10 protein-coding genes are annotated in these 13,531 nt (G+C 42.6%); 5 read left to right on the plus strand and 5 right to left on the minus strand.

What is annotated here, in order from left to right:
* Positions 1-3: 3 nt before the first annotated feature.
* The 5 genes from EPX21_RS13510 to EPX21_RS13525 all read left to right on the plus strand — a co-directional run bounded on the left by EPX21_RS13510 (position 4) and on the right by EPX21_RS13525 (position 4,194).
* A complete protein-coding gene (locus EPX21_RS13510) occupies positions 4-1,242 on the plus strand; it encodes a TlpA family protein disulfide reductase (RefSeq protein ID WP_134090227.1) in 1,239 nt (412 codons plus the stop codon).
* Positions 1,239-1,934, plus strand: coding sequence for a LytTR family DNA-binding domain-containing protein (locus tag EPX21_RS13515; RefSeq protein ID WP_166670764.1), 696 nt, complete (start codon positions 1,239-1,241; stop codon positions 1,932-1,934). Before EPX21_RS13510 ends, EPX21_RS13515 begins: the two co-directional genes overlap by 4 nt.
* Before the next feature lie 175 nt (positions 1,935-2,109).
* Entirely contained in the window at positions 2,110-2,259 is a 150-nt protein-coding gene (locus tag EPX21_RS22725; RefSeq protein ID WP_166670765.1) for a hypothetical protein, read from the plus strand.
* A complete protein-coding gene (locus tag EPX21_RS13520) occupies positions 2,243-2,743 on the plus strand; it encodes a DUF6169 family protein (RefSeq protein ID WP_134090228.1) in 501 nt (166 codons plus the stop codon). Before EPX21_RS22725 ends, EPX21_RS13520 begins: the two co-directional genes overlap by 17 nt.
* 104 nt (positions 2,744-2,847) lie before the next feature.
* Positions 2,848-4,194, plus strand: coding sequence for a DUF6055 domain-containing protein (locus tag EPX21_RS13525; RefSeq protein WP_134090229.1), 1,347 nt, complete (start codon positions 2,848-2,850; stop codon positions 4,192-4,194).
* A 33-nt stretch (positions 4,195-4,227) separates the two neighbouring features.
* Here the strand turns inward: EPX21_RS13525 and EPX21_RS13530 are convergent, their stop codons facing one another.
* The 5 genes from EPX21_RS13530 to EPX21_RS13550 form a co-directional block, all read right to left on the minus strand.
* Positions 4,228-5,718, minus strand: coding sequence for a peptide MFS transporter (locus tag EPX21_RS13530; protein WP_134090230.1), 1,491 nt, complete (start codon positions 5,716-5,718; stop codon positions 4,228-4,230).
* A 281-nt stretch (positions 5,719-5,999) separates the two neighbouring features.
* Positions 6,000-7,436, minus strand: coding sequence for a RagB/SusD family nutrient uptake outer membrane protein (locus EPX21_RS13535; protein WP_134090231.1), 1,437 nt, complete (start codon positions 7,434-7,436; stop codon positions 6,000-6,002).
* Between the two features lie 87 nt (positions 7,437-7,523).
* Positions 7,524-10,649: a TonB-dependent receptor gene (locus tag EPX21_RS13540; RefSeq protein ID WP_134090232.1), complete on the minus strand. Its 3,126-nt coding sequence runs from the start codon at positions 10,647-10,649 to the stop codon at positions 7,524-7,526.
* 285 nt (positions 10,650-10,934) lie between these two features.
* Complete coding sequence (locus EPX21_RS13545; RefSeq protein ID WP_134090233.1) at positions 10,935-11,825, minus strand: glycoside hydrolase; 891 nt, start codon at positions 11,823-11,825, stop codon at positions 10,935-10,937.
* A gap of 231 nt (positions 11,826-12,056) precedes the next feature.
* Positions 12,057-13,520, minus strand: coding sequence for a RagB/SusD family nutrient uptake outer membrane protein (locus tag EPX21_RS13550; RefSeq protein ID WP_134090234.1), 1,464 nt, complete (start codon positions 13,518-13,520; stop codon positions 12,057-12,059).
* Between the last annotated feature and the right edge of the window lie 11 nt (positions 13,521-13,531).

Consider the following 13,531-nt stretch of genomic DNA (forward strand, 5'->3'; position numbering starts at 1 on the left):
AAGATGCGTACATTATTTTTTTTTACAGTCTTTTGCTTTTCTATTGCAAGTAAAGCACAATCTAATAAAGAGTTCTCTTATCAACTACTGCAACATCCTGCAGTACACTTAAAGACGTTAGACCAAGAAACCTTGTTGGTTAATCGTCTACTGTTGAATCAATATAATCGTTATAGCAAGGACTCTTTGATGAAGGTGGTTTTGCCATGGGTATGGAGAGAACGAGATTCAATACTACAAGGTATTCAGAGCGATCTTGAGAAAACGGAAATTGTTTACTATTATGCAAATGCGCTCATGGACTTAGTAGATGGAATGCAATTCAAATTGGCAAGGGGAGAAACTTGGAAAGTCCTTGCGGATACCATTGTGTTTAGCACAGGAATGCCCACTGAAGATATGTTAAAGCATAGTTATTCGGCTAATCGATACCTCCAATATTTTATGAAAGATGCCTGCCGCAATTTATGGATAAGAGTGACAGAAGAAGGTGAAAAAATTGTAGAGCAAGCCGTGGGAATAGCTGTTGATACTATTAAGCGGAAAGCAAGGGATTATGGAGAAACATTTTTGGCCCTCTTATATGCAAGAAACTGTTTGCCGACCTATGCTTATGAAAGGTATTTAGTTAATGAGGCTATAAACTTTCTTGGAGCTAAAAACTTGATTGTAGCTATTGCTGCAATAAACGAAGTGGAAAGAGCTTTCCCTAAAAGTGAGTATCTGTCTACTTTAACTGAACGGAAAGAAGAGTTGATAACACTTTTACATGAGAAGAAGCAGGACAAAAATATTGTGTTTATCGATAACCCCGCCTTGATTACTTCACCGGAAGATTTATTTGCGCGTTTTAAAGGGAAGGTCATTTACCTGGATATTTGGGGTACCTGGTGCGGGCCTTGCGTGGTGGAAATGAGCCAGTATACCCAAGCGTTGAAAACGCATTTTGCTGGACGTAACGATATCGTGTTTTTATACCTTGCCATGGAAAGTGAAAAAGACGTAGAGAAATGGAGGCAATTTATCAGCCTTCAAGATATTAAAGGTTTTCATATCTGGAAAACATCTTCCGAAATGGAACCTTTTTGGAAAGATCTGTTACATACCTCTAATGTGCCCCGCTTTTATCCCACATATATGATTGTAGACAGAAGTGGTACTGTACTAAATACAAATGCAAGACGACCAAGTGATGGAGAACGTTTATATTTACAATTGGAGGAAATACTAAATAAACCATGATAAAGGCCATAGCAATAGACGATGAACCCATAGCCTTGGATGTAGTGCAAAGCCATGCAGTGAAGGTGCCCTTTTTGGAGTTAACGGATACATTTACGAATGCCCTGCTGGCAATGGATTACCTTCGTAAACATTCGGTGGATCTGCTCTTTCTGGATATTAAAATGCCGGATATTTCAGGAATCGAATTTATTCATAGTTTGTCGAATAAACCGATAGTTATATTCACTACAGCGTATGCGGAACACGCCTTGGAGAGTTTTGAACTCGATGTGCTTGATTATCTATTAAAACCGTTTTCTTTTCCCCGCTTTTTGAAGGCCTGTAATAAAGCGCAAGAGATATTGGCATTGCGACAACAGATAGCTGACGCCAAGAGTTATGTGTTTATTAAAACGGGTTATGAGCAAATACGGATTTTATTGGATGAGCTTTGTTTTGTGGAAGCTTCGGGTAATTACTTGAATTTTGTGTTACTTGATGGACGTAGCTATTTGAGTAGAATGACTATTTCAGAAGGAGAAATGCTGTTGCCAAAAGATAAATTCGTTAGAGTACACCGTTCGTTTTTGGTGGCGATAAATAAGGTGTCGCGAATTGAACGGCATCAGCTGCATATAGAAGAACACGTGCTGCCAATTGGGGAGAAATATGTAGACCCTTCGGTTTTCCTTCTTCGGAAGGGATATTAAAAATTTGTTCCTATATCAACGAATGCTAGCGCCCGGAAACATAGCCGTTTTCATCGGCCAATATCCGGGCAACGCTGCACCTAGAGATGGATATATGATTAAGCAAGCTTTCGTATTGGAGTAAAGATGACAGGTACTTTGTTAACAGGAAGTAATTTTGTATTTTTGCTACAGTATGAAAAAGCAAGATGTAAAAAAGGAAATGGTGGTAAAGTCAATAGCTAAAATGATAGCTGACAAAGAGCTTGTACGTTCGTACATCAAGGGAAAAACCTCCCTGCAAACAATAACAAAAAAGGGAATAAAGCTTGCTAAACCATTATAACTACGTTTTCGACAACCTAACCAACACCTACAATTTCGTAACAAAAAACAACATTCTGTATCGGGTTGCCTTCGTTGTAGATTACACGTTTTCGATCATTTCAGGAGAAGATATCCAAAATATATTTCAATTGGTTATCGAAAAAGCAAGTGACGACCTTGAACCTTTTGACGCTAAAGTCTCAAAAACAATAGAAGATATCATTAAACGTTTTTTTCAAAACACCGAAAATTCATTAGTTTACATATGTTCTGATGAGGATAACAAGGCTGGAATACGGCACAAAATTTTCGACAGATGGTATAAGAATTCTGAATACCGTAAAACCATTATAAAGATTAACAATATCTTACCCGTTAAGGTCACGGGAATAGGCGTTCAACGGATTTATACTTCCTTTATGTTTCATACCAGAAACAAGAACGTCGAAAAGTTAATCAAAACCTACCAACAGATCGAAAAAGCACTGAATGAAAGCAAGTAAAGTGCTAAAACGAAGGTAAAAATCAAGAAAAATCAGTCAAAATAATAGAAGTAATTCCGTTATAGAAGCATGTATATTTATATACGAACAAATATTTCCTGAACATGAAATTTTTCTATTTAAGTCCTTTTGTCGGACTTTTGTTCTTCTGTGGTAAAATCGATCCTCCTAAAAAGAAAGAACTGCATATTCCTGCTAAAATTTGGCGCGTACCCGACCACAACAACTACCACAGCGATACCAGTGAGTACAGCTATCATCGGATGGTAGAATCCGAAAACATCGCCGTTTTCTGGGCTAAAGAATTTGGAAAGGATCCAATGACCAATCCTGACACGAATAAGCGTTTTGATATACAAGAAGCCATAAAAGAATGTGAGCGGTTTTATAGCTATTACGTCAATGAGCTGAAATTTGTAGAAAAAGGAAATTCACTGACAGATCGCTACAAGATGCTATTTTTTGTGATCGGCGGGAAGGAAGGAACCGCCTTTGGCGGTGGAACGGATAATAAAATCGGCACTTTGTGGACGCCTGCTGTACGGATGAACAAAGCGCCCTATGGCGCGCTGGCCCATGAGTTGGGTCATTCTTTCCAATACATGGTGCATGCCGACGGTGCCTGGGGCTTTACTTCGGCACCTAAAGGGAGCAGGGGACAAGCGATTTTCGAAATGACTTCCCAATTTATGCTGTGGCAGGTTTATCCCGAATGGATGACTTTTGAGAACTACCACCTGAAAGACTTCCTAAAAAACACGCATTACGCTTTTCTTCATGAGATGAATCAATACCACTCTCCCTATGTACTGGAGTATTGGGCCAGCCTACATGGTAAAGACTTTATTGGCAAACTGTGGAGAAAAGCGAAAGAAGGAGAAGATCCGGTAAGGACTTATAAACGCCTCACTTCCATTGATCAAAAACAGTTTAACGACGAAATCTTCGACGCCGCGCGCCGATTTATCACTTGGGACATCAAGCGCATTGAAAAGGTAGCCAAACCCTATGCAAACCAACACCACACTAAGCTAAATGCAAAGGGCGACGGATGGCAGCAGATTGCGCCGGAAAACTGCCCTCAAAACTATGGATACAATGGTATAGAATTGGAGGTTCCTGCCTCGGGCAGCAAAATCAATTTACAGTTCAGAGGAACTCCTACAGCCAAAGGCTTCCGAAGCATAAATCCCGACAAAGCCGGATGGCGTTACGGATTCCTGGCCGTTCTTAAAAATGGAAAGCGGAAATATGGAACCGTCTATTCGGCCGCCGAAGGCAATGCCTCCTTTGTCGTTCCAAAAAACACCGTGCATCTATGGTTAGTCGTAAGTGGCGCTCCCACAGAACACTGGGAGCATGTAACCGATGGCAAAGAAGAAAACGATGAACAATGGCCTTATCAGATTAAACTTAGTGGTACAAGGTTAAAGGCCTCGGTATTAGATTAGGAAGGTTTTAATGAAGTGACATCGGTAAGCAGTTTAGCTTATCTTATCCCCTTTTTTCATCATCCGTTTCATCACCGGATTAATCGACATTAAAACAACTCCGATTCCTACCGCATAAATAGCCAATTGTTTGTAACCTGCTGTATAAGCCATCAATTTATCACCTAATGATGCGTTTTGATCGGCAATTGACATGTCTGCGCCCAGTAAACCGGCTACGTACTGCCCGTAGGCGCTGCCTAAAAACCAAAGTCCCATCATCATACCCGTCAACTTGTGCGGCGATAGCCGGGTAATCACTGACATCCCGATCGGACCGATACACAGTTCACTTAAGGTGATGAAAAACCATCCCAAGGTAAAGATGTTTAAGGAAGTTTTACCTTGTTCATCTGCATAAAAGCGGGTAAAGAAAAACAGATAAAAGCCTATAGCAAGCAACAGAAAGCCGATACCGAACTTGGTCAAGGTGCTCGGCTCAATTTTCTTCTTGGCCATCCAGATCCACAACATTCCCAACGGAGAACTACAGAGCACAATAAACAAAGCCCCCGACGAATTATTAACCATATTGGGATCAACGCTAAAGAACAACAAGTCGTGTTTGAGATTATTGGCAGCAAAAAGACTTAAGGAGCCTCCCATTTGCTCAAAGAAGGAAATAAAAAAGATATAAGCAACAATGAAAATCAAAGCCGCCAATAAGGGATAACGATACTGCTTATCCGACAGCCTAAACCATTCGTAAAAGAAATAGATCAAGGCAAGTGGACCCACGGTATACATAAAGAAGTCCGTATACTGCGTATTCTGGATCATAACCAAAATAAAAGGTATCGCTACGAGTGCAAAAACGTAAACCAAGAACTCGTTACGCTTTCGTTTACCCTTCGGCAGATCCGTTTGTGGCGATAGTCCAATAGGGCCTAACTGCTTTTTGGAGAAATAAAAAGTGATGAGTCCGATTACCATAACCCCGCCGGCAGCTGCAAAAGCTGCGCTCCAACTAACATACTTGCCTAAATAAACACAAAGGATGCCACCTAAAAAGGAGCCTATGTTAATTCCCGCATAAAATAAGCTGAATCCTGCATCCCTTCGCGTATCGATAGGCTTGTAAAGCTGTCCCACCATTGAAGAGATATTCGGCTTAAAAAAGCCGGTGCCTATAATGGATAAGGAAATCCCCACGTAGAAGAAATCGTTCGGTGAAATGGCTATGAGCGCATTACCTGCAATCATCACCACCGCGCCAAACACCAATGATTTATTAAAACCCAAGACTTTGTCGGCCACAATACCGCCCAAAAAGGTAAACGCATAAACGAAGGCTTGTATAGCTCCGTATTTAAGATTGGCCTCCCGATCATTCAAAGCCAGCTGATCGACCATAAACAAAGCCAATATTCCCCGCATACCATAGAAGCAAAAGCGTTCCCACATCTCTACGGTAAAGAGATACCACAATTGTTTTGGATACTTTCCTTCGAAATTTCGGATTTCGTCTAAGCTTATTTGGGGCATAATGAAATGTAGTTGATTAAAAACTGAAAGCGAAGGTAATAAATATCCTTATCTAAGCAAGCGGCCGGAGACCTTTTATAAAACCAACCGGGCTACCTAAAAAGCCTGCACTGCCAGATTTCTCCGCTCCATTGCATTCCGGTCGAAATGACGGCTTTTTAGATCCCTGTTAATCTAGTTATTTTCTTTGCAAGCTGAAACTGTCTATATTATTGAAATGCTAAAGCTAAAGAAGGCCTTAACGGCAATCTCTAGCTTAGTATAACTCATTTATTTTTTAATTAAGGTTGAAAAATACCATCATAGGGGTTCTGATCCGCTGGCGTTAAACTGGTATTGCTATTAAATTCGTTAGTTGGAATTTGCAAGATAAACTGCCATGAACGTGCCGGTATCTCGGGCTTCAGTGGATGATCACCCTCTCGGTGCACAGGTCTTTGATTACGGATTAGGTCGAACCATGCGAAGCCTTCACCATATAGCTCCTTTCTTCTTTCCACCAAAATATCGTCGATTAGGGCTGAGCCGCTAGCAGTTGACCGAGCAGCATGCCGCTGATCTTGCAATTGCCACAAAACCTCTTTAGCCTCGTTTTCGCGTCCTTGTCTGCCCAACGCTTCTGCCTCGATTAAAAACATCTCCGAAGCGCGCATCAAGATGATATCTCCATAGAAGTCTGCAGCATCTCTAAATTTGTCAGAAGTCCAAAAGCCATGATCCTCTCTAAACCAAAACTGATTGCGAACGTCTTCAGCAGAAAACAAATCTTTAAAGCGATCGTTTACATACATAAAATCAAAGGTCCAACGATCACCCCTACTTTGATTGGCCCATAGTGTAAACGGCGAGCCGTTACCTAGATTTTGTTCTGGCGTCTGATGAACGCCCCACATCCATTCATCGAGATCCCAATCGTTAAATCCAGATTGATATTCCTCTTCCGTCATTAAAGGATAAGAGGCCTTCGCAACGCTTGCCATCGCAGCTGCATTTGTCCAATCTTCCATTGTTAAATACACCTCTGCTAAAATGCCCTGTGCCACCGTTTGGTTAATCTGACTTTTATAGGTCCTATTATAAGAAGCCAACAGATCAATAGCCGCCATTAAATCGTCAACAATGCGGTCGTATATAAAGGAAACGCTTTCCCGCGGCTTTCCTTCTATCGTTCCGCCCTGATCATAATAAGGCACTCCTGGACGGTCCTTTGCCAGCACATACGTTTGTTGATAAAAACGAATAAGGTAAAAATAAGCCCATCCTCTAACGGCTAAGGCCTGCCCTTTAATGGCCGTTTTTTGTGTCTCATTCCCCACAGCACCGTCTATATTATTAATAATAACATTGACGTTGTTGATAATGGTATAAAAGTAGCTCCATACTTCACGCGTTAAAGTGGCGTCTGCACGGGTTTCAGCTGTATTATGTGCATAGTAAACCTGCATTTGCCCCATAGAATTGCGGACAATTAAGTCGTTAGACGCCGCGTCAAAACCATTATTGAACTGGATGACTGTTCCATATTCAATATCTGTGTTTCTTAAACGCATGTAATTATACACGCCATTCATAGCAGTCTGTGCACCGTCAACGGTATTAAACATCAATTCATCGGAGATCGCCGTAGACGGACCTGTCTCAAAAACATCTTTACATCCTGACAACCATGTCGTTAAAAAAAGGATAAAAGCGTAAATTAAGCTCTTTCTGTGTTTCATTACTGTAATTTTTTTATCGTGTTCAGGAAGCAATTCATCCCATACCCACTGTGCTTCCTTATTTTCTTTTACTATTCACAAATTGGACTAAAACGAAGCTTGCAAACCGAATGACCAACTTTTCCTTATCGTACCATTCCCCGTACCATCCGGCCCGTTAGCTACTACACCGTTTAGTCTTGTTTCGGGATCGGTTCCTCGTTTAGCCGCGTTGCCCCATGTTAATAAATTGGTACCTTGGGCAAAAACTTTCAGCCGGTTTATTCCAATTTTCTCTGTCAACTGATTGGGTAATACATAACCCAAAGAAATATTACGTAGACGTAAAAAACTGTTGTCAAACAAATATTGAGAAGAATACACGGTAATATTATTTTGCGTGTATTCAGACAGCCTCGGAATATCGGTATTGGTGTTTTCGGGAGTCCAACGATCAAGAATATCTGTGCTCATATTAAAGCCCCTTCTCCATCGAACTCCTTCTGCATAATCGCCATCGTACATTTTCCCGCCTATACTATAGTAAAGCATGAAAGAGAACTCCACACCTTTATAAGCAAAATTGTTGGTGATGGCGCCGAATAAATCCGGAATAGAGGATCCCAAAAAGCGCTTTTGCTCGTTATTGTTCACCAAGGTATAATCCTCCGTTTGCACCGGACCGTTATCGGTATACAACCACCAAGTATTGTTACCGTTTTCAGGGTTTACCCCTGCCCACACGGGTCCGAAATATTCATATCGCGATTTTCTTTCGACCATCTTAAAACGCCCATCGATAATTTCATTTTGAGGTAAACGCGTGATCTCGTTTTTATAACGTGAGGCATTTACATCTATATTCCAGGAGAAGGCATGCCCCCGGAAAATATCGGCACCCAATTCCACTTCAATACCCGTATTTTTGATATCACCGACATTCTCAAAGATGCTGCTTAGTCCGACCGACGGTGATAAGGGCCGTGCAAAAATTAAGTTCTTTGATTTTCTGTTAAACCAATCAATCGACCCATGAAGCCGGCCGAAGAGGTCGAAATCTACCCCGACATCTGTTTGCTCGTTACTTTCCCACACCAAATCCGGCGTCGGCAACCTAGAGAGAATGGCTCCCGGATCGTTATAATCGTTATATCCGGCGGCATACAATCCTTGATAAGCATAATACCCCACCACATCCTGCACCTGATCATTGCCTACGGTACCATGACTGGCCCTGGCCTTTAAGTTATCGATCCAAGAAGTGTTTTTTAAGAAATCTTCAGCAGATAAAATCCAAGCGCCCCCTATCGACCAGAAATTGCCCCACCTGTTTTCCGGAGAAAAGCGAGATGAACCATCTGCACGGTAACTGGCGGAAAAATAATATTTACTGTTATAGTTATATTCTATACGAGACAGATAACTTAATAAACGATAATTATCTTCTGACGATCCGCCGCCTCTGGGACCCGCTGCGGCATCGGTTTCATATAACCCACCCAAAGGAAAGCCTTCTCTTGACGTAGATACATAATTCCACTTTGCTTTGTAGATTTCTTGCCCTGCCAGCACATTGAAATGATGTGAACCGACACTATAATCGTACGTCAGTAAATTGTTCAGCGTATACGTAAATCTTCTGTTTGCAGTACGACTTGCCCATCCGCCATATCCAGCGGAATTGGTAAGGGTTGCTGATTGATAAGAATGGTTATAGTCTAATTGATAATCAGTACTCAAACCCGTCTTCAATTTTAAGCCCGGTATAAAGGTAATTTCCGTAAAGTTTCGGGTCGATAAATTATCCCTTTGCGCTCCATTAAAATTCCAGTCATACTCATTCTTATAATCTCCCGTAAACCCTGGATTCCATCCTCTCCATTCGGTTCGGGTATTATTTCCGTAATCGGGCATTAAGTTTCCGTAAGGATCCCGCAAATAGGTATTGTTATCATAATCCCATTCGTAAACCGGATAGACTGTAGGCATTACGCGGGTAAAGCGGGCTTCCACAGCAGGATTTTGCCGAAAAGAATGACTATAAGAGACGTTCGAACCGACATTCAACCATTTTTTCACCTGAGAATTGATGTTGGCCCGACCCGAGAAACGCTCGAAGCCTTGCACTCTGAAATAGCCTTTGTCATTGAGATAGGAACCGGAAATAAAGTATTGGGTACGATTGTCCTGCCCCGCAGCGCCGCTGAAATCGACATTATGTTCCTGCCTCAAACGCGGACTGAATAATTCGTTTAGCCAATCACCGTAAAATAATTGTTGAGCGTCCGGCTTTAATTTACCGTCCAATCCAATGGGAGTAGAGGTGTTAAACACATTTCTGTCGGCATTTTGAAAATACTGGAGTACCACATTATCTGTTGCATACTGCGCAGCTTCCGCATCAGAAACACCACGATCAGTCTGTCCGTTCTTCAAAGCCTCCCAAGCTAATTCAAAAACCTGTTGCGGATTAAGTTTGTCCGGATAAGGTACTGCGATATCAGAAAAGCCAAAGTTGCTTTTAGCATTGATAACGGGACTTGCAGCCGTTCCTTTTTTAGTGGTAATCACAATCACACCGTTCGCTGCCCGCGAACCGTATAAGGTTGTTGCTGCAGCGTCCTTTAACACCGTCAGGCTTTCGATATCACTCGGATTGATAGAGCTTAGATCACCATTATAAGGCATACCGTCCAGGATATACAAGGGATCTGTACCTGCGCCGACCGAACTGATCCCTCTAACGGTAATGCTCCCATTGCTGCCCGGCGAACCGTCCGTATTCAGTACCTGTACACCTGGACTCGCGCCCTGTAAAGCTTGGGTCAAATTAGTTGGCTGCGTAGCCAAAAGCTTGTCACTGCTCACCACCGTGGCCGACCCGGTAAAACTTTTTTTATCAGAACTACCATAAGCACCATTGATGACTACTTCTTCCAAGGACATATCATCGCTCTCTAAATGGATCTCCAAGAAATCCTTATTAGCAATGGGAACTTCCTGTTTGATGTAACCGACGCCGGAAACGACTAAGGTAGCCGTTCCTGAAACATTCAAGGTAAATGTCCCTTCCGCAGAAGTAGTTGTTCCTGTTCGGGTACCTTTAACGAGAATTGAAACCCCAGGAATAGGCTCATTCTCATTGTTCACAACTTTCCCTCGCAGGCTTTCCTGCGAGAAAGCCGCCTTATATAAAAAACATATAATAACGGCAATAGTAAAATTTAACTTCATATATCTTTGGTTTTGGGTAAATTTTTATACTGAATGTATGATTGCTTATATCACTCAGCACTTAATCTTCCTTTCCCAAAGTCTTCATACAGGTTTATAATGGATCTACGTCGACGACAGACCAAAGTTATCAGAGCAATAGCTGATTAAATACACAGATATTAACAAACAACGATTGTATTTTAGCAAGCACCTGGTTTTTCAATACCGCGCACTCCCTTGATGTAAAAAAGGAATACCTGGCAAAGAAAATGCAGCTGAATATAGAATCAATCTTCAACAGTCCTAAGGCTGCGCCGGCTTTAGGTTTTTGCCATAATAGATGTCTACAGGAATATGATGCCCGGCGTAGACTTGACTTAAAAGGCGGTATAAAGTTGGATCATAAGCAGCAAGGTCGTTTGGACTCTGGATCCGTTGGCCTGCATCGTAAAACTCGATATTGGACCAAAACCACCATTGTGTGCCCTCGGCCCAGTATTCCTCTTTTGTATTAATAGCATATTGTCCTTTATACATGCCCTTTTTCTTGGCCTCTTCATAGGCTTTTTCAATCGCTGCATATAAGGTCGGATCCACCGTTCGGATACCATCCATGATATTATGACTGAATTCATGTACCAGAATATGCTCCCCATAGTACCGCGTCCCCGGATACCCCAACAAGTTTTCCTCGGCACAAGACGTTAGTGTCCCCCCCATTCCCCTCGCCCGATTGTTCCAATACTCCTTGTCTGTCATGCTGGCGATACCGCCCGGCTTATCGTAGTTTTCACGTTCTCCCGGGGTCAATCTCCGATCGTCTTTAGCTGGTTTTTTCCAATGCCTGCGTTCAGGCAAATCCATTTCCCCTTCAACAGCCGCGATAATCAAGACCCGTGCACCTTTCTTTATTAACCCGTCCCGGATATCCTGACGAGCCATCAGCATATAATTAACGATATCCCTCGCAACTAATAATGCGTCATCCGGCGTTCTCTCAGAAGATAGAATCGGAATCCCAAAAGCATCACTGTATTTTCGATAAAAAGAGTCGGTCTTTAACGAATCCGGAGGAGTCGTTACCATTAACTTTCTGTAATCCGAAACGATTGCCTCTTTCGGCGCCCTTATCTGGCTATAGCCAACAAGATGCACGCTAAGCAAGAAAAAAAAATAAATCGTTTTTATTTTCATATTTACAAGGTTAGAAGCCAAAACTAGTCTTCCCGCGCCTTTTGGCTTGCTCCGATTTTAGTAAGCTCGAAGCTTGTTTTGATCAGTTAGTCACCTCTACAGACTTTCCGCGACGGAAGCAAATGAAGCCGTCTAAAAAGCACCATTTGTCGCCATCAACCATAGCGCCTGCGGTAAGCGGCGAAACGCGACCGCTTTTTAGACGGCTTGTGTCCTTATTATTTCTCAATACTAGGGAACAAACACCGGAACTTGACTTGGATTCGGATTCTGTTCCAACAAACTATTATTTATCACCTCTCTTTCAGGAATCATTAAGATTAGGCGGTTGGAATTTTGCGGGACGCTCACGTTCTGAAAATGTCCTTGAGCGGTAGTTCGCTCCACCGGTAGTTGCAAGCGAAGGATGTCAAACCATTCCAGACCTTCACCCCACATTTCTTTACGCCTTTCTAATAAAATGGCGTCGATTAAATCCTGCTGACCTGTAGCACTGGTCACCGTAGCTCCTCTTTCGCGTTGCAAGGTATTGAGCACTTGCAGCGCCGTTTGTACATCATTTTGACGTGCTGCTGCTTCAGCTTCCACCAAATACATTTCCGCTGCACGGAAGTCATACAAATGACCGTAAGGCGGTTCATCGCGCAGTTCTAAGAACTTTGTAGCGGCATAGCGACCTGGATACAACGGATTCTCGATAAAGAGTGCCCGCGGATCATCGGCCATGACATCCTCTACAAAAGAGTTGGCCGGTAGGATCTGCTCGGCCTGCCAGGGCGCATTATTCTGTCCAAAATCAAACCAACAGGCCGGCGAGTCGTACCACCAATAATCCTGTGCGCCTTGCTCATAACCTAATACCCATTCCCTATTCGGGCTCGAAAATCCCGCCGCATATTCGCCAATGGTCATCAATGAATAGGCCACGCGAACCTTATTCGCATATTGCTGCGCCTTTGCCCAATCTTCCATCGTAAGATACACCTCCGCCAAAAGGAAGTGAACCACATCTTGGTTATAATAGTTGATACTGGGCCGGGCATAATCCACCAATAAGGTTTCAGCGCTCGTCAGATCCCCTACAATCTGATTATACACTTCGGCAACGCTTGCTCTCGCTTTGGCTTCCAAATCGGACGTCAACTGCAAAGGCACACCCGGCTTATCTTTGGCAATACCATAAGTATGTTGATACATACGAACCAGGTTAAAATAACAGCGGGCGCGCAAAGCTAGCGCCTGTCCTTTGATCGCGTTGATTGCCGACTGCTCCCCTTCTATGTTATCGACATTTTCTAAGATAAGATTGGTATTGTTAATCACCCGATACATGGTAGTCCACATTGCCGATGTGATGCCACTGGTTGCGTCATAACGTTGGTTGCTATACGTATAAAAATACCAGTTATTTCCTACTTGTTCCTGATTGACCATCATATCGAATCCCGACACGGACGAAAGCAACCGGATACCGGAAGGACTGGATATGGCAGGATTATCGGCGCTTCCATTGTTTCCATCACGCATCATACGATACGTCCCTTGCAACAACAAATTCAAACCCGTCACATCATTGAGCACTAACTCATTTGTTAAATCGGATGTTGGTTCTTCGGTCAAAAACTTCTCGCAACTAGTTGTCAGCAATAATACAGAGGCCAATACAGCCAAGAATGCTTTATTTATATGTTTCATTTTCTTCTGTT

Origin of the sequence: Olivibacter sp. XZL3 (assembly GCF_004368405.1) — a bacterium.
Taxonomy (GTDB): domain Bacteria; phylum Bacteroidota; class Bacteroidia; order Sphingobacteriales; family Sphingobacteriaceae; genus Olivibacter.